The organism is Streptomyces sp. NPDC048288, from assembly GCF_043201555.1.
Classification (GTDB): Bacteria; Actinomycetota; Actinomycetes; order Streptomycetales; family Streptomycetaceae; genus Streptomyces.
The window spans coordinates 106,312-124,058 of sequence record NZ_JBICZD010000018.1 but is presented as its reverse complement, the minus strand read 5'-3'; the positions used below and the strand labels follow the sequence as shown (position 1 = coordinate 124,058).

At 72.3% G+C, this 17,747-nt stretch carries 14 protein-coding genes; 6 read left to right on the top strand and 8 right to left on the bottom strand.

The features are described 5' to 3' along the window. Positions 1–13: 13 nt before the first annotated feature. Entirely contained in the window at positions 14–2,701 is a 2,688-nt protein-coding gene (aceE, locus tag ACGFZS_RS44425; RefSeq protein WP_393799937.1) for a pyruvate dehydrogenase (acetyl-transferring), homodimeric type, read from the bottom strand. Positions 2,702–2,806: 105 nt separating this feature from the next. Then, on the bottom strand, positions 2,807–3,547 hold the full coding sequence (locus ACGFZS_RS44420; RefSeq protein ID WP_393799936.1) for an SDR family oxidoreductase: 741 nt from the start codon (positions 3,545–3,547) through the stop codon (positions 2,807–2,809). Between the two features lie 290 nt (positions 3,548–3,837). Between ACGFZS_RS44420 and ACGFZS_RS44415 the strand changes: the two genes are divergently transcribed. Continuing rightward, positions 3,838–4,311 carry a cupin domain-containing protein gene (locus ACGFZS_RS44415; protein ID WP_393799935.1) on the top strand — a complete coding sequence of 158 codons (474 nt, stop codon included), beginning with the start codon at positions 3,838–3,840 and terminating at the stop codon, positions 4,309–4,311. Positions 4,312–4,486: 175 nt separating this feature from the next. On the opposite strand, the gene ACGFZS_RS44410 is transcribed toward ACGFZS_RS44415, so the two are convergent. The 4 genes from ACGFZS_RS44410 to ACGFZS_RS44395 form a co-directional block, all read right to left on the bottom strand. Then, positions 4,487–4,981 carry a cupin domain-containing protein gene (locus tag ACGFZS_RS44410; RefSeq protein WP_365677816.1) on the bottom strand — a complete coding sequence of 165 codons (495 nt, stop codon included), beginning with the start codon at positions 4,979–4,981 and terminating at the stop codon, positions 4,487–4,489. 75 nt (positions 4,982–5,056) lie between these two features. Next, complete coding sequence (locus ACGFZS_RS44405; protein ID WP_393799934.1) at positions 5,057–6,592, bottom strand: MFS transporter; 1,536 nt, start codon at positions 6,590–6,592, stop codon at positions 5,057–5,059. 14 nt (positions 6,593–6,606) lie between these two features. Further along, on the bottom strand, positions 6,607–7,155 hold the full coding sequence (locus ACGFZS_RS44400) for an alpha/beta fold hydrolase (RefSeq protein ID WP_393799933.1): 549 nt from the start codon (positions 7,153–7,155) through the stop codon (positions 6,607–6,609). A gap of 140 nt (positions 7,156–7,295) precedes the next feature. Continuing rightward, positions 7,296–7,766 (bottom strand): carboxymuconolactone decarboxylase family protein, encoded by a 471-nt coding sequence (locus tag ACGFZS_RS44395; RefSeq protein WP_393799932.1) that lies wholly within the window; start codon positions 7,764–7,766, stop codon positions 7,296–7,298. A 166-nt stretch (positions 7,767–7,932) separates the two neighbouring features. Here ACGFZS_RS44395 and ACGFZS_RS44390 point away from each other — a divergent pair, with 166 nt between their 5' ends. The 5 genes from ACGFZS_RS44390 to ACGFZS_RS44370 all read left to right on the top strand — a co-directional run bounded on the left by ACGFZS_RS44390 (position 7,933) and on the right by ACGFZS_RS44370 (position 14,250). After that, the gene (locus tag ACGFZS_RS44390) at positions 7,933–8,721 is read left to right on the top strand and encodes a DUF427 domain-containing protein (protein WP_393799931.1); all 789 of its coding nucleotides are present in this window, start codon (positions 7,933–7,935) and stop codon (positions 8,719–8,721) included. A 171-nt stretch (positions 8,722–8,892) separates the two neighbouring features. Then, positions 8,893–9,843 (top strand): alpha/beta hydrolase, encoded by a 951-nt coding sequence (locus tag ACGFZS_RS44385; protein ID WP_393799930.1) that lies wholly within the window; start codon positions 8,893–8,895, stop codon positions 9,841–9,843. A gap of 69 nt (positions 9,844–9,912) precedes the next feature. Continuing rightward, positions 9,913–10,632, top strand: coding sequence for an alpha/beta fold hydrolase (locus ACGFZS_RS44380; RefSeq protein WP_393799929.1), 720 nt, complete (start codon positions 9,913–9,915; stop codon positions 10,630–10,632). Between the two features lie 172 nt (positions 10,633–10,804). Continuing rightward, on the top strand, positions 10,805–11,173 hold the full coding sequence (locus ACGFZS_RS44375; RefSeq protein WP_393799928.1) for a hypothetical protein: 369 nt from the start codon (positions 10,805–10,807) through the stop codon (positions 11,171–11,173). Positions 11,174–11,478: 305 nt separating this feature from the next. After that, complete coding sequence (locus ACGFZS_RS44370) at positions 11,479–14,250, top strand: AAA family ATPase (RefSeq protein ID WP_393799927.1); 2,772 nt, start codon at positions 11,479–11,481, stop codon at positions 14,248–14,250. Positions 14,251–14,304: 54 nt separating this feature from the next. Here the strand turns inward: ACGFZS_RS44370 and ACGFZS_RS44365 are convergent, their stop codons facing one another. Together ACGFZS_RS44365 and ACGFZS_RS44360 are read right to left on the bottom strand one after the other, a co-directional pair. Beyond that, complete coding sequence (locus ACGFZS_RS44365) at positions 14,305–14,712, bottom strand: OsmC family protein (RefSeq protein ID WP_393799926.1); 408 nt, start codon at positions 14,710–14,712, stop codon at positions 14,305–14,307. A 194-nt stretch (positions 14,713–14,906) separates the two neighbouring features. After that, positions 14,907–17,648 carry an AAA family ATPase gene (locus tag ACGFZS_RS44360; RefSeq protein WP_393799925.1) on the bottom strand — a complete coding sequence of 914 codons (2,742 nt, stop codon included), beginning with the start codon at positions 17,646–17,648 and terminating at the stop codon, positions 14,907–14,909. Positions 17,649–17,747 lie beyond the last annotated feature (99 nt).

The following is a 17,747-nucleotide window of genomic DNA, read 5'->3' as shown; positions in this document are numbered from 1 at the left end:
CACCGCTCACCAGTCACCGGTCGAGGCCGTAGCGTGCGCGGGCCCGGGTGACGGTCGCCCGGGGGATCTGCCCGGCCCGGGCCAGCCGGTCCAGGGCGGTCACCACGATCGACTCGGCGTCCACCCGGAAGTAGCGGCGCACCGCCTCACGGGTGTCGGACAGACCGAATCCGTCGGTGCCCAGGGAGTAGTAGTCCTGCTCGACCCACTGGCTGATCTGGTCGGGCACCTGCCGCATCCAGTCGCTGACGGCCAGCACCGGCCCCGGCGCGCCGGCGAGGGCCCGGGTGACGAACGGCGTGCGCTCCTCGCCGCGCATCCGGGCGTCGTCGGCGCGCATCGCGTCGCGGCGCAGTTCCGTCCAGGACGTCACCGACCAGACGTCGGCGTGCACGTTCCAGTCGGCGGCGAGGAGTTCCTGCGCGCTGAGCGCCCAGTGCACCGCCGTACCGGACGACAGGAGCTGCAGCCGGGGTCCGGCCGCGGCGGGATCGGCGGGCCGGAACCGGTGGATGCCCCGGACGATGCCCTCCTCGACGCCCGGGGCCGCCGGCATGGCCGGCTGGTGCTTGGGCTCGTTGTAGACGGTCAGGTAGTAGAAGACGTTCTCCGGCCGATCGCCGTACATCCGGCGCAGACCGTCCCGCACGATCACCGAGATCTCGAAGGCGAAGGCCGGGTCGTAGCTGATCGCCGCCGGATTGGTGGCGGCCAGCAGGTGCGAGTGCCCGTCCCCGTGCTGGAGTCCCTCACCGGTCATGGTGGTGCGTCCGGCGGTGCCGCCGACCACGAAGCCGCGCCCCATCTGGTCGCCGAGCGCCCAGAACTGGTCGCCGGTGCGCTGGAAACCGAACATGGCGTAGAAGATGTAGAAGGGGATCATCGGCTCGCCGTGCGTGGCGTACGAGGTCGCCGCGGCGGTGAACTCGGCCACGGAACCGGCCTCCGTGATGCCCTCGATGAGCAGCTGCCCGGTGGTGCTCTCCTTGTAGTGGAGCAACTGGTCCGCGTCGACCGGATCGTAGTTCTGGCCGAGCGGCGAGTAGATGCCGGCCGTGGGGAACATCGACTCCATGCCGAACGTACGGGCCTCGTCGGGGATGATCGGCACCCAGCGCGCGCCGCTTCGCCCGTCGCGCATCAGGTCCTTGACGAGCCGGACCAGTGCCATCGTGGTGGCGACCTCCTGGTGGCCGGAACCCCGCTCCAGCGCCTCGAAGGGCTTCGCGGGCGGCTCGGGCAGCGGTGTGGCGATCACCCGCCGCAGCGGAGCGGGACCGCCCAGGGCGGCCCGGCGCTCACGCAGGTACCGGACTTCGGGCGCGTTCTCGCCCGGGTGCCAGTACGGGACCTGATCGCCGGCGAGCGCGCCGTCGGGGATGGGAAGCTCCAACAGGTCCCGCATCGCCCGGAACTGATCCATCGTCAGTTTCTTCATCTGGTGATTCGCGTTGCGGGACTCGAAGGAGGGGCCCAGAGTGTGCCCCTTGACCGTCTGGGCGAGGACCACCGTCGGCGCGCCCCGGTGCTCCACCGCGGCCCGGTAGGCGGCGTACACCTTCAACGGCTCGTGTCCGCCCCGCGAGTTCTCGAACAGCTCGACCACCTGCGCGTCGCTCAGGGAGGCGGAGAGGGCCGACAGGGCGTCACCCGTGAAGAAGCTCTTGCGTATGTAGGCGGCGTCCCGCGCGGCCAGGGTCTGCAACTGCGCGTCGGGCACCTCGCCCAGGCGGCGCACCAGCCGACCGGTGGTGTCCTGCCCCAGCAGGGGGTCCCAGGCCTCGCCCCACAGGGTCTTGACCACGTTCCAGCCCGCGCCGCGGAACCGGGCCTCCAGCTCCTGGACGATCTTCGAGTTGGACCGTACCGGCCCGTCCAGGCGCTGCAGATTGCAGTTGACGACGAAGGTCAGGTTGTCCAGGCCCTCGCGGGCGGCCAGTGACAGCGCGGCCAGGGACTCCGGTTCGTCCGTCTCCCCGTCGCCGAGGAACGCCCACACCCGCGAGGCGGAGGTGTCCTTGATGCCCCGGGCCCGCAGATAGCGGTTGAAGCGGGCCTGGTAGACGGCGCCGAGCGGGCCCAGTCCCATGGAGACCGTCGGGAACTCCCACAGCCACGGCAGCCGCCGGGGGTGCGGGTAGGACGGCAGGCCGTGACCGCCGGCCTCCCGCCGGAAGGCGTCCAGCTGATCCCTGCTCAGCCGCCCTTCGAGGAACACCCGCGCGTAGATGCCCGGGGAGGCGTGCCCCTGGAGGAAGAGCTGGTCGCCCGAGCCGTCACCGTCCTTGCCCCGGAAGAAGTGGTTGAACCCGATCTCGTAGAGCCAGGCCGCCGAGGCGTAGGTGGAGATGTGGCCGCCCAGCCCCAGCCGCGCACCACGGGTGACCATCGCCGCCGCGTTCCACCGGTTGAGCGCGGTGATCCTGGACTCCATCTCCAGGTCACCGTCGAACTCCGGCTGCGCGGCGGCCGGAACGGTGTTGACGTAGTCCGAGGACAGCAGCCCGGGCAGGGACGTGCCGGACTTCGCGGCGAACTCGTGCACCCGCCGCATCAGGTACACCGCCCGTTCCGGCCCGGCGTTCCGCACGACGGCGTCGAGGGAGGCCTGCCACTCGGCGGTCTCCTCGCGGTCACGGTCGGGTAGCTGGTCGAGCTCACTGAGCGCGGGGGACTCAGTGGGCCGGGACGGTTCTCTCATGGCGGCCTTCCTGTCACGGCGTGGATGTCGGCGAGGCCGCTGCGGCGTCGCGGCGGCCCGGCTGGTGAGGAGGGACGGGCGGCGACGCGCCGCCGTCCGGTGGAGTCAGCGGCTCCTGAGCCACTGGGTGAACGTGTGAGGGCCGGAGTGGGCGTTCGGCCCCGGAAGGAGCGCGCGCTCCTCAAGCACCGCGCCGAAGAACGGGGCCCGCGCGTCGGCGATCACCGGGCCGGGGCGGCCCAGCGTGGTCAGCAGCTCGGAGGTCGCTTCTTCGAGCCGGAGCTCTTCGGGCCCGGCCGCCTCCAGCACGCCGAACAGCGGCAGGCCCACCGCGACATGGGCGAGCGCCGCGGCGACGTCGTCCGTCGAGACCGGCCGCAGCAGCAGCGGTGGCACACGCACGCCGTCGGTCCGGGTCCCCGCGGTCGCGACGGCCTCCACGGACTCGTGGAACGGGGTGGCGCGCACGAGGGAGTACGGAACGGTGCTGTGCCGCACCAGATCCTCCTGCGCCGCCTTGGCCCGGAAGTACCCCGAGCCGATCCGGTCGGCGCCCACCACCGACAGCGCCACGTAGTGCTCCACGCCCGCCGCGGTGGCGGCCTTGAGGAGGTTGACCGTCCCGGCGGTGAAGAACTCCGTGCCGGCCTCCGGGTCCCGCGAGGGTGCGTCGGTGACGTCCACCACCACGTCGGCGGCGCGCAGCGCCTGGTCGAGCCCTCGCCCGGTGGTGACATCGACCCCTTCTGCACGGGAGACCGGCACGACCTCCACCCCATGGTCCCGGAGCCCGGCGACGGCCCTTGACCCGATCCGACCGGTGGCACCTGCGACGACGACTCTCATCTGGATCTCTTCCGTCGGGGGGCCGTTGACCCCGCTGGGCGTGCGTCGGAGACGGCGGCGGACGGAGATGTGTGCCACCGTGCTCATCACACCTAGACAGCACGGGGACGGTTGTTGTGACACCGCGCCGGGCCTCCGGGTACCGGGGTACGGCCGGCCGCCGCCCCTTGCCACAGATCCGCCCCGCACCCGGTCAGGAGGGTCGAGCGGTCTACACGACCGGAGATGACCACCGTGACGGCGGACGATGTGCTGCCCGGACACGGTGGAACCACGGAAGGTGCGACTCAGTGTCGGAGAATGCACAGCACGCCCACCACGGCCACGTCGGACACGGACACGGTCACGGAACCGGCGGCGAGGACGGCCCGAGCTGGACCCGCGCGGCGAAGATGCTCCAGGACGCCTCGCCGGTCGTCGTGCCCGAGGGTGCCTCGGCCATGACCATCCACGTCCAGTGGGAGCCCGGTGACCCCGGCACCCCGCCGCACCGCCACTCCGGCCCGGCGTTCGGCTACGTCATCAAGGGTGCGGTCCGCTTCGAACTGGAGGGTGAGCCCGAGCGGGTCGTCGAGGCCGGCGGCACCTTCTGGGAGCCGGGCGGCGACGCCATCCACTACCAGGACGGCAACGCCCTCGCCGACGAGAGGACCGAGTTCGTCGTCACCATGATGTGCGCACCCGGCAAGCCCATGCTCGAACTGGTCGACGAGGAGGAGCTGAAGGAGCGCGCCCACCTGCGCGCCCCGCGGCCCACCGCCTGACCCGCACGTTCCCGGCGTCGTGCCGGCGCCCACCGGGCGGGAGCCTGTCCCCCCGTCACATCCGGCACACAACAGGGCCCCGCGCCCGTGACCTCCCGGCGACGACCGGTGTCACGGGCGCGGGGCCCCGCCTGTCGATGGCTCCTGCTCCTGCTCCCTGCTCCCGCTCCTGCTCCTACTCCACGAAGTACGAGTCGTGCTCGTCGAAGAACGCGGCACGCTCCTCCTCCGAAGCGTGCGCCAGGTGTGACACCTGCTCGAAGTACTCCTCGCGCGGGGCACCCGGGGTGAACAGGAGCAGCATGTCGGCCGGGGCGTCGGAGTCGTTGCGGAAGGCGTGCAGCCCGCCCTGGGGCACATGCAGGAAGTCGCCCTTGCGCGCGTCGACCCACTGCACGCCGTCGAACACGCGCACAGTGCCGTCCAGGATGTAGAACGACTCCGAGATCCGCTTGTGGAAGTGCGTCTTGGGGCCGCCCGCCCTGGGCCGCATCTCCACGCGGTACAGCCCGAACTCACCCCGTGTGGTGCCGGTGGTCGCCAGATAGTGGGTGGCGTCCTTCCCGGTACCGCTCTCACCGATGTCCGGCGGTGTGCCGGCCGGTCGGAAGACGGCGTTGACCTCACCGTGCTCCCCCCAGTACTTCTGCGCCGGGTACGGGTACGACATCTCTGGATCCTTTCTCGGGGCAGGCGCGCCGTGGCGCGTCGCCGGTGTGCCGGCCGGCGTGTTCCCGGCCGGGTGTCAGTCGGCGGCCTGGTGACGGGCGAATCGGGACACCAGCGGCGGCTCCATCAGCCAGCCGTGTGTCCGCCCGTGCGGCGGACGAGAAGCCCCCGCGGTCTGCCGCAGCGTGCCGAAGGCGACCAACGCGCCGACAGCCAGCAGGCCCGCGCAGAGCGGCATGGCCCGGCTGAACGACGTGTCGAAGGCCGGGCCCGAACGGTAGGCGTCCGGACCCATCCCGACCAGCAGCGGCAGCGCCGCCACTGCCACAAGACCGGCCGCCCGGGCCGCGGCGTTGTTGATGCCGCTGGCCAGCCCGGCGTTCGAGGCATCCACCGAGGACAGCAGGGTCACGGTCAGCGGAGCGACCATCACGACCATCCCGGCACCCATCACCACCATGGCGGGCAGGACGTCCTGGAGGTAGGACGCGCCCGGACCGACCCGCAGCATCATCAGCATGCCCGCCCCGCACACCAGCGGGCCGACGGTGAGCGGCGCCCGGGGCCCCAGCCGCTGGGCGAGCGTCCCGGAGTGGGACGAGAACAGCAGCATCAGCATGGTGCTGGGCAGCATGGCCGCGCCGGCCGCCAGCGCCGAGTATCCGACGACGATCTGCAGTTGCAGCGTGGTCAGGAAGAAGAACCCGCCCGTGCCCGCGTAGACGCACAAGGTGATCACGTTGACGGCGGTGAACTCCCGGGACGAGAAGATCGCCGGCGGCATCATCGGATCGCCGCTGCGCCGCTCCACGCGCAGGAACCCGGCACCCGCCGCGACGCTGCCGACGGCCGCGACAACGGCCGACGGGCCGCCGTCACGAGCCTCGGTCAGCGCGTAGGTGGCCAGCGCGAGTGCCAGAGCGCCGAGGACGGCGCCGGGTATGTCGAAACCGAGTCGCCCCCGGCTCCCCGTACCGGCCGTGACGGCCGCGTCCCGCGGGGACGTGCCCACGGACTCCGGGACATGACGCAGCGCCACGGGCACGCACAGCAGCGCCGGGAGGACGCTCAGCAGGAAGGTCCAGCGCCAGCCGGGGCCGTCCACCAGCCATCCGCCCAGGAAGGGTCCGAGGGCCGCGCCTATACCGCCGAAGCCCGACCACAGGCCGATCGCGCGCGCCCTGTCGTCCGGGTGGAAGGAGGCCTCGATGATCGCCAGCGAGCCGGGGGTGAGCAGAGCCCCGCCGACGCCCTGCAGGGCCCGGGCGGCGATCAGCGTGCCGGTGTCCGGGGCCAGGCCGCACAGCAGCGAGGCCACCGCGAACCACACGAGGCCCAGGACGAAGACGCGCCGCCGCCCGAACCGGTCGCCCAGCGATCCGCCCAGCAGGATCAGACCCGCCAGGGTCAGCATGTAGGCGTTCACCGTCCACTGGAGCACGGCGAGGCCGGCGCCGAAGTCGTCGCCGATGTGCGGCAGGGCCACGTTGGTGACGGTGGAGCCGAGCAGGACGACGCCGGACCCCAGGACGGTGGCCAGCAGGGTCCATCGTCCACGGGCACTGTCGATACGGAGGGAGGCGCCGGCCTCCGGGGCGGGGGAGTGGTTCATGTCGTGTCCTGGCGTCATCCGGCGAGGCGGTCGCGGCCGGCGTTCCCCTGCCGCAGCCGGCGCACGTCGCGTACGGCCGCCGCGAACGCCCCGGGGCGCTCCTGCGGCAGATTGTGCCCGGCGTCCGCCACTTGGCGGTGCGGCCGGGGGCCGGTGAAGTGCCGGGCGGTCGAGGAACCGTCCGTGGCCGGGAAGTTGCCGTCGGCCAGCCCGTCGAGGGTGACGACCGGAACCGTGATCGCGGGCAGTTCGGCGAGACGTGCCGCATGGCCCGCGTACTCCTCGGCGCTCGGCGCGAAGCCGAGCCGGTGCCGGTACGAATGGACCACGACGTCGGTGTGGTCGGGATTGGCGAAGGGCGTCGCGGCCCGCTCCAGATCGTGCTCGCTGAACGGCCACTCGGGGGAGTTCCGCTGCCAGATCACCCGCGCGACCCTCTGGGGATCGCGCGCCAGGCCGGCCCGGCCCCGCTCGGTGAGGAAGTAGGAGAAGTACCAGAAGCCCGCCTCCAGTACGTCGGTGCGGGCTCGTCGGCGAGGGGCGAGTGCGTGGCGTTCTGACATGAGAGTCCTCTGGATTCCGTTGCCCGTGGGCGGAGCCACGGCTCGCCGGGGAGGCGGAGCCCGTCCGTCGGCTGGTCGAGGGTCGGGGCGACCGGGTGGCCGACGGACGGGCCGTGTCCTGCCGGGCAGGAGCGGTCGGCTCAGCCGAACATGCCGGGCCGGTAGCCGCCGGCGGGCTGGCGGTTGATGACGTTGATGCGGTTGTAGGCGTTGATGACGGCGATCAGCGAGATCAGCGCGGCGAGCTGGTCCTCGTCGTAGTGCTTCGCCGCGTTCGCCCACACCTCGTCCGACACGCCGCCCGCGCCGTCGGCGATGCGCGTGCCCTGCTCGGTCAGCTCCAGCGCCGCGCGCTCGGCATCGGTGAAGACCGTGGCCTCGCGCCACACGGCCACCAGGTTCAGACGCTGCTGGTCCTCGCCCGCGACGACCGCGTCCTTGGTGTGCATGTCGGTGCAGAAGCCGCAGCCGTTGATCTGGCTGGCACGGATCTTCACCAGCTCCTGGGTGGCGACCGGGAGGGCTCCCTGGACCGCCGCGCCGCTGGAGTTCAGGTGCTTCATGACCTTCCCGGCCAGGGCGTTGCCGAAGTAGTCGATACGCGCGTCCATGACGGAATCTCCTCAGGTACGGAACAGTTACAGCCCACTGACCGGGGACACCCGGGGTTTGTGACATCGACGCTCGTCGACGCATTTCACACTGTGACGTGGAACAGTGTGTGACAACAACTTCTGCGCTTGCCCCGCTACCATCAGCGAACACAAGGTGATCACCATGGCGACCGAAAGTGTGCTGCACCCGAGTCTCATCGTCCCGATCGGGCACGTCGAGCCGGTTCCCCGCCGTATCCGGGGGGTGATCGGCGGCCGTGTCGTCTTCGACACCCGTCGCGCGCTGTACGTGTGGGAATGGCAGGCCTACCCCCAGTTCAGCATCCCGGTCGCGGATCTGGTGGACGGTGTGCTCCACGACGACAAGCACACGGAGCAACTCGGTGCGGGCCCCGCGCACCGTCACACCCTTCAGGTCGGTCCGGAGGTCCGCGCGGGCGCGGCGTGGGTCTGGGGGGAGGGTGCCCCGGGACCGCTGCGCGACACCGTGCGCTTCGAATGGGGTGCACTGGACTCCTGGTTCGAGGAGGAGGAGCCGGTCTTCGTCCATCCCCGGAGCTCCTACTCCCGCGTGGACGCCCTGCGTTCCGGCAGCAGCGTCCGGGTCGAGGTGGACGGTGTCGTGCTGGCGGAGGCCTCGGACTGCGTGAAGCTGTTCGAGACCGGTCTGCCGACCCGGTACTACCTCGACCGTGCGGCCGTCGACTGGACCCGGCTGCGGCACTCGGACACGGTGACCCGATGCCCGTACAAGGGGACGACGAGCAGCTACTGGTCGTTCGACGGCGACACCGCCGCCCACGAGGACATCGCCTGGACGTACGACTTCCCGACCATCCACGCCAACCGCATCGCCGGACTGACCGCGTTCTACAACGAGCACGTCGACCTGTACGTCGACGGCTTCCTGCTGCCGAAGCCCGCCGACCCCACCCGGGTGGCGTCCGACTAGCGCTCCGAGCGCGGAGGGGTTCGGCGGCCGGCGCGGAAACAGCTCGGAAAATGGCTGAGGCCGACGAGTGATTTCCGCGCCGTTCTCCACGGCGCGTCACACATCGACTCCCGGCCCGGTCTCATGAGAGGGAAAGCGTTCCGAAAGCCACCCTCTCGCAAGGAGATTGCCGTGAGTGAGATCATTCTCGAGCCCGCCGCGCAGGAATTCGCCGACGCGACCGCCAAGCCGCCCCTGCTGTACGAACTCGGTGTCGAGGGCGCCCGCAAGCTGCTCGACGACGTTCAGTCCGGACCGGTCGAGAAGCCCGACGTGGACGAGAAATGGATCACCGTCCCCGCGCAGGTCGGCGATGTGCGGGTGCGCATCGTCAAGCCCGTCGGCAGCACCGGCGTCCTGCCGGTGATCCTCTACGTGCACGGCGGCGGCTGGATCCTCGGGAACGCCGGCACCCACGACCGTCTCGTGCGTGAACTCGCCGTGGGCGCCGACGCGGCCCTGGTGTTCGTCGAGTACGACCGCTCCCCCGAGGCGAAGTACCCCGTCGCCATCGAGCAGGCGTACGCCACCGCCCAGTGGGTCACCGCCAAGGGCGCGGAAGAGGGGCTGGACGGCTCGCGCCTGGTCGTCGCCGGCGACTCCGTCGGCGGCAACATGAGTGCCGCCCTCACCCACCTGGCCAAGCAGCGCGGCGACGTGACCTTCCTGCACCAGTCGCTGTACTACCCGGTCACCGACGCGGGCCAGGACACGGAGAGCTACCGGACCTTCGCCCACGGACCGCACCTGACCGCCAAGGCCATGGAGTGGTTCTGGAACGCCTACACCACCGACCCGGCCGAGCGGGACCAGATCACCGCCTCCCCGCTGCGCGCGACCCTGGAGGAACTCCGGGGACTGCCGCCGGCGTTCGTCGCGGTCGACGAGAACGACGTACTGCGCGACGAGGGCGAGGCGTACGCCCGCAAGCTGATCCAGGCCGGCGTGCCGACCACCAGCGTCCGCTACAACGCCAGTCTGCACGACTTCATGATGCTCAACCCGGTGCGCGGAACCCGGGCCTCCACCGCGGCGATCGAGCAGGCCGTCCACGTCCTGCGCAAGGCCCTCGGCACCGACTGATTTCGCGCGCGAGGCAATTCCACGGGGATTCCCGGGCGTATTTCACTGGCAATACGAAAGGCCACTCCCATGAGTGCACAGAATCCGACCATCGTTCTCGTCCACGGCGCGTTCGCGGACTCCTCCAGCTGGAACGGCGTCGTCGAAAAGCTTCAGTCCCACGGCTATCCGGTGGTGGCCGCGAGCAATCCGCTGCGCGGACTCACCGGGGACAGCGAGTACGTCAGACAGCTCGTGGCCTCCATCGACGGCCCGGTGGTGCTCGCCGGGCACTCCTACGGCGGCTCGGTCATCAGCAACGCCGCGCGGGGCCTCGGCAACGTCAAGGCGCTCGTCTTCGTCGCGGCCTTCCTGCCGGACGAGGGCGAGAGCGCGGTCACCCTGTCCGGCAAGTTCCCGGGCAGCACCCTCGGTGAGACGCTCCGCCCGGTGCCGGTCACGCTGCCCGACGGGAGCCCGGTCGCGGATCTCTACATCGAGAAGAGCAGGTTCCACCAGCAGTTCGCCGCCGACGTCCCCGAGGAGACCGCGGCGATCATGGCGGCCACCCAGCGGCCCGTGGCCGATGCCGCCCTGGCGGAGGGCGCTTCCGCCCCGGCGTGGAAGGACATCCCGTCCTGGGTGCTCGTGGCCACCGAGGACCGCAACATCCCGGCGCGGGCGCAGACCTTCATGGCCGAGCGCGCGAAGGCCACCGTGGTGAGCGTGTCCGCCTCCCACGCGGTCAGTGTCTCCCGTCCCGGTGATGTCGCGCGCCTGATCAACGAGGCGGCGCAGGTGACCGGCTGAGCGGACGACCGAGCGGCCGGTGGGCCGCCGCCACCCGGGAGGCCGGCGGCGGTCCACCGGCGTCACCTTTCCGAACGCCGGGTCGCCGACCTGTGTCCCGACCGGCGCCGCGGTCCACCGCGCGGTGCACTCGTCATCGCGCGGATCCCGCCGCCCGGTCCACCTTCCGGGCGTGGACCATCGACTCTGGGAGCGCATCATGAACATGGCCAAGCAGGCCGCCCGTGGGCTGGTCGAGATAGAGGCCCATCTGTACCGGGAGGCCCATCTGCGTGCCGCTCGTGGACGCGTGGCCGCCTTCGTCGCGAGGACGCACGGGCTGACCCACGAGCAGCGGAGGGACATCGAGCTGTGGTACCTCGATGAACAGAACTACGTGGCACGCATGGTGACGCAGCACATCGCGGACAGCGTCGGCGCCGCCGAGGCTGCCCACGACATCCGGTTCGGCCGATGGCTACGAGGGACACTGATCGCCATGGCGGTGATCACCGTGCTGACGTTCGTGTGCACGGCAGTCGTCGTGGGGTCGGTCGCCTGACACACCGCCGCGTCGCCAGGGTTGCCACCCGGATCCGACACAGCGGCTTCCGGCCACGCGCGCCCCGGTCGCTGTGCGGGTGCCACACAGCGCCGCCGCCACTCGGCCGGCGCGGACACCGCGCACTCTGCGCGAGCCACGGCCAGTTCAGGAAGGCGCGTGGGACGAAGCGGAGGGCGGCCGGCCGCGACCGACGGCACCGGACGGGCTGTTCCCGGACTGCTCGGCGAACGCAGGAGCCGCGACTTTCAGCCAGGCTCGCGGAGATCGTAAGCCGGGGTATCGTGGCGGCGGGGGAGGCTGCGATGGCGAGGGACGGATCACGGACGGGGCTCATCGGGCGGCGGAACGAGTGCCGGGTGCTCGACGACCTCCTCGCCCAGGCCAGGGCAGGACGCAGCGGTGTCCTCGTGGTGCGCGGCGAGGCGGGCATCGGGAAGACCGAGCTGCTGAACCACCTGCTCGACCGGGCCACCGGATGCCGGGTCGTCAGGGCGGCCGGGGTGCAGTCCGAGATGGAGCTCTCCCACGCCGGGCTGCACCAGCTCTGCGCTCCGCTGCTGTCCCATCTCGACGGTCTCCCCGAGCCGCAACGGAACGCGCTGCGCACGGCGTTCGGGATGCAGTCCGGCGACGCGCCCGACCGGTTCCTGCTCGGTCTGGCCACCTTGAGCCTGCTGGCCGGGGCCGTGGGCGACGAGCCGTTGCTCTGTCTCGTCGACGACGCGCAGTGGCTGGACCGGGTCTCCGCCCAGACCCTGGAGTTCGTCGCTCGCCGACTGCTCGCCGAATCCGTTCTGCTCGTCCTGGCCGTCCGCGAGTCGGGCTCCCGCGAGATCTTCGCCGACCTGCCGGAACTCCCTGTACACGGACTGAACGAGCACGAGTCCCGCAGACTCCTCGACTCGGTCGTGACCGGCTCGCTCGACCAGCGGGTGCGGGACCGCATCGTCGCCGAGGCACGCGGCAATCCGCTGGCCCTGCTGGAGCTGCCGCGCGGCCTGACCGCCGTCGACATGGCCGGCGGATTCGGGGGGCCCGAGCCCCGGCCGCTGTCCAGCCAGATCGAGGCGGGCTTCCTGCGACGCGTCCGGTCGCTCCCGGCCGAGACGCAGCAACTGCTGCTCATCGCCGCTGTCGAGCCGGTCGGTGACGTGGCCCTGCTGCGGCAGGCCGCCGAACACCTGGGCATCTCCGTCGACACCGCCGTGACCCACGCCGAGGCGTCCGGCCTGATGACGCTCGGCACCTGGGTGCGCTTCCGCCACCCGCTGGTCCGCTCCGCGGTCTACCGCGCCGTCGGCCTCGCCGAGCAGCGGCGCGTGCACCGGGCTCTGGCCGACTCGATCGACCCCGAGCTGCACCCCGAACGCCGTGTCTGGCACCGGGCGAGCGCGACGGTGGGACCGGACGAGACCGTCGCCGCCGAACTGCAGGGATCCGCCGGGCGGGCGCAGGCGCGGGGCGGCATCGCGGCGGCAGCGGCCTTCCTGCTGCGAGCCACCGAACTCACCCCGGATCCCGTACGCCGCGGCGCCCGAGCCCTGGCCGCGGCGCGGGCCAACTACCAGGCCGGCGCCTTCGACGCCGCGCGGGAACTCGTCGACGCGGCGGAACTGAGCCACCGCGACGAGGCCGGACCCGGACGGGCGACCCTGCTCCGGGGACAGATCATGTCCGCGACCAAGGGCGCCGGCGCCGGACTGCCGCTGCTGCTCGAAGCGGCCCGGCGACTCCAGCCGTACGACTCCGGACTCGCCGTCCAGACCTACCGGGACGCGATCTACGCGGCCCTCACCGCGGGCCGGCTCGCCACGGGCGGGGTCCGCGACGTCGCGGAGGCGGTGCTGAGCGCGCCGGGCCACATGGACACCGGGAGCCGCGAGGGTCTCCTCCTGACCGGTCTCGCCCGGGCGATCACCGAGGACTACGCGGTGGGTGCGCCGATGGTCCTGGAGGGCGTGGCCGCGTTCCGGACGGAGGACCTCTCCCGGGAGGACGGCCTGGGGTGGCTTCCGCTCGCGTGCCGCATGGCCCACAGCACCTGGGACTTCGCCGCCTGGTCCGAACTCTCGGCGCGGCTGGTCGATCTCGCCCGCGGCAGCGGAGCCCTCGCCGTGCTGCCCTCCGCCCTTCTACTGCGCCTGTCGAACCGGGTGTTCGCCGGCGACCTCCGTGGCGCCGCCTCCCTCGCCGTGGAGGCGGACGCGATCGGCGAAGCCACGGGCAGCGGCTTCTTCGCCCACTACGGAGCGCTCGTGGTGGCGCCCTTCAGAGGACAGGAGTCCCTGACCCGGCAGGCGATCGAGACCGTCACGCACGACCGTCTGCTGCAGGCCGAGGGAAAGGTGACCACGGCCACCCAGTGGGCGGCGGCGGTCCTCTACAACGGCCTCGGCCGCTACGAGGAGGCCTACGCCGCCGCCGAGCGGGGATGCGCGAACCCGCAGGAACTCGGGCTGTCCCTGCAGTCCCGGGTGGAACTCGTCGAAGCGGCCGTACGACTGGGGCGGTCCGCGCCCGCGGCCGAGGCGGTGCGGACGATCGAGGAGATGACCCGGGTCAGCGGCACTGCCTGGGCGCTCGGCACCTCCGCCGCCACCCGTGCCCTGGTGAGCGAGGGGCGGGCCGCCGACCGCCTGCACCAGGAAGCGATCGAGCGACTCGACGCGGCCGGGGCCCGGATGGACAGCGCCCGGGCGCGGCTCCGCTACGGCGAGTGGCTCCGCCTGGAACAGCGCCGGGCAGAGGCCCGTACCCGGCTGGGCGAGGCACACGAGATGCTCGGCGAAGCCGGGGCCGAGGCATTCGCGGAGCGCGCCCGACGGGAGCTGCGGGCCGCGGGGGTGCGGACGCGCAAGCCCGCACCGGAGACGCCGGCGGTCCTCACCGCCAAGGAGGCCGAGATCGCGCGGCTTGCCCAAGGAGGCTTCACGAACCCGGAGATCGGCGCCCGGCTGTTCCTCAGCCCGCACACCGTCGAATGGCACCTGCGCAAGATCTTCGCGAAGCTGGGAATCTCCTCCCGCAAAGAGATCGGCACGATGCGGCTCGACGGCATGGCGATCCCGTCCTGACCCGCTCCGGCCCGTCCCGTCCCTGCTCGGGCGGGCGCCGTCGCCGGGGAGTGACTAGGCGTGCGCCGCGTCCGGCTCCGCCAGCAGGGCGGGTACGGTGACGATGGTGACCTCCCTGGTCAGCAGCCGGTGAACGGGACAGCGGCCGGCCGCCGCCAGCAACTGCTCCCGTTGGTCCGGCTCCAGATCACCGGTCAGCCCGACGTTCTTGACGATGTGGCCCTGGCTCCCGAACCGCACGGCCACGTCGACACGCTCAAGTGGCCAGCGGTGCCGGTCCGCCAGGGCCCGCACCGCCATGGAGGTGCAGGACCCGAGCGCGGCCAGAAGCAGCTCTCCCGGAGTGGGCCCCGCGTCGGCGCCGATGGGCTCGGGTTCGTCCGCCGTCAGGGTGTGCGTGCCGATCGCGACGGAGCGGGTCAGCCGCCTGCCTTCGGCAACGGACACGATGCGCGTGGTCATGGGTCTTCCTCTCGGCCGGGATGCGCGGGCCAAGCTGTGGCTCGCACCTCTGCTGCAGAGACCGCGCGGCGTACCCGGGTGTGACAGGCCGGCCCGGGGAAGCGCGCCGCCGTCCGGGCTCCGCGCCGCCTCGCGAGGTCGCTTCCCGTGGCGCTTCGAGGGCGCTGACCCACCCCGGCAGAGGAGCCGACCGCTCACAGCGCCGTGCGCAGGAGCCGTCGGGAGGTGATGCCGAGCTTGGCGTACACCTTCCGCAGGTGCCATTCCACGGTGTGCGGGCTGAGGAACAACTGGGCGCCGATCTCGGAGTTGGTGAGCCCGTCCCGGGCCAGACGGGCGATCTGGGCCTCTTGGGTGGTGAGCGTCGCCGCGGCGGTACCTTCGTGGCGGGCCGCCGTCTCGCCGGTGGCCCGCAACTCGCGGACGGCACGCTCGGCGAACGCCTCCGCACCGAACCGTGTGAACAGTGCGTGCGCCTCGCGCAACTGCTCCCGGGCGTCGGCGCGGCGGCCCTCCCGCCGCAACCACTCCCCGTACACCAGACGGGCCCGGGCCGACTCCATCGCGACCCGAGTGCGTCCGAGTCGTTCGATCGCCTCCCGGTAACGCTCTTCGGCCGCCTGTCCTTGGCTGAGCAGTGCCCGGGAGCGTGCCTGTACGCCCAACGCCCAGTCCGTGCCGGCGGCGTCCGTGATGTGGGTCAGCCGTACGAGCGCGGCGTCGGCCGCGTCCGGGTGACCGCTGCGCACGGCGGCCTCCACCAGTTCGACCAGCCCCCAGTTGGCCGCGACCAGGTCCTGCGGGTACGCGCTCGCCTGCCGGGCCGCCTCGAACGCCTCCTCGTAGCGGCCCAGACCGTTGTTGAGCACGGCTTCGGCCCGGCGCGCGACGGCCACGCCGATGCCCTCACCACGGTTCAGGGCATTCTCCGTACCGGCCTCGATCAGCGGCGTGGCTTCGGGTCCGAGGCCCTGCCAGGCGGCGAGTGTCATCGTGCCGTACGGTGCGAAGCCGCTGTCGACCGCCTCCTGGACCCGGTCGATCTCGGCGACGAGGAGCGCCGCGCTGTCCAGTTCACCGGCACAGGTGTGGACGACCGCCCGCGAGTTGAGCGCGAGCGGCAACTCGGCCAGCGCGCCGACGGCACGGGCGGTCCGCACATGGCGTGCCACCAGTTCCGTCCAGCCCTCGAAGTCCCACACCTCCGCCGCCAGCGCCGAGGCCAGCCATGACCAGCGCAGGACCTCGTCCGGGTCGGTCTCCCGGCGGAACGCGCGGACCGCGTCACGCGAGGCGGCGACCGCCGCGCGGTACCCGCCGGTGAACCGGGTGGCCAAGGCGTCCAGCAGCAGATCGGCGTGGCGCGGCGGTCCGGTCGTGGGGGACGACGTCTTCTGTGCCGCCTCCGCCACCTCCCGTACGCTCGTGCCGGAGGCGAGGCGCCCGGCGAACATGGCGGCCGACAGGGCGTCCAGGAAGGTTTCGCGAGCCAGCTCGGCATCGAGTGGCACCAGGCGCCGCGCGGTGCCCAGCAGCAAGGGAGGCGCCTCGCCGACCCGGCTGGAGGCGAGGGCCATCCGGGCCTCGACGAGGTCCACGCGGGCGTGACCGAGTTCGTCCAGGACTCCGCTCCGGGCCAGGGCCAGCAGATCGCGCGCCGCGCCGGGCGCACCGGCGCGGAGTTTCGCCCCGGCGGCGGCGAGGGCACGCGACGCCTTGCGCCGGGGGTGGGGCGTCCGTACGGCCGCGTGTGCGAGGAACGCGGCCGCCGCGGCGGCGCCGCCACGAGCCAGTGCCCGCCCGGCCGACGACTCCAGTTCGGCGGCGATCGCCTCGTCCGGCCGTACCGTCGCGCGCGCCAGGTGCCAAGCCCGGCGGTCGGGGTCGAGGACGGGGTCGGTCACTTCCGCCAGGACACGGTGCACCTCCCGCGACTCCGCGAGCCCGGCCGAGCGGTAGACCGCGGAGCGCAGGAGCGGATGCCGGAAACGCACCAGCGCCCCGACGTCGAGCAACCCCGCCCGCACCGCGGGCTCGGCCGCGTCCGGGCCGATGTCCAGTCGCGCGGCGGCCTGCCTGAGCAGCGTCACGTCACCGATCGGCTCGGCGGCGGCGATCAGCAGCAGTCGCCGCGTCGCCGCCGGCAGTGCGCCGACCCGCGCGAGGTAGCTGCGCTCGATACGCCCGGTCACCGGTCCGGGACCGGACCCGTCGAGTCCGCGGGCCGCCTCCGCCTCGACCTGGCCCCGGGGCAGTTCCAACAGCGCGAGGGGGTTGCCGCGTGCTTCGGCGAGGACGCGGTCACGGATCCGTTCGTCCATCGGTCCTTCGGCCGCCGCGTCCAGAAGGGCGCGGGCATCGGTGTCGTCGAGACCGTCGAGCGTCAGCTCGGGCAGACCGGCCCACTCGTCGCGTCCCCGCTGCTCACGCGAGGCGAAGACCAGGGCGAGAGGCTCGGCGAGCATTCGGCGCGCCACGAACGCCAGTGTCTGCGCGGAGACCCGGTCGAGCCACTGCGCGTCGTCCACGAGGCAGAACAGCGGCTGCTCGGCGGCCGCGTCGGTGAGCAGCCCGAGCACGGCCAGACCGACCAGGAACCGGTCCGGAGGCGGTCCCGCGCTCACCCCGAACGCCGTCGACAGCGCTTGCCTCTGCGGAGACGGAAGGGAGCCTGCGCGTCCGAGGAACGGGGCGCACAACTGATGCAGCCCCGCGAACGGAAGCTCCATCTCCGACTCGGCACCCGCCCCGCGGGCGACGCGGTGCCCGGCGGCGCGTGCCGCCAGGTGGTCCAGCAGAGCGGACTTCCCGATGCCGGCATCACCGCGCAGCACCAGCACGGCGCTGCGTCCGGCCGCCACCTCCGCGACCAGCTCCTCCAGCGCCGCACGCTCGCGACGTCGGCCACGCAGCCGCTCCGGACCGTTCCCCCTCATGTCGACCCCCGCACGCCGGGAGCATAACAACGTGCGAGCGGCCGAGGCCGTGGCGTCCGTCCCGCGTTCCCGATCGGCGGGTTGCGATCCCGAGGACCT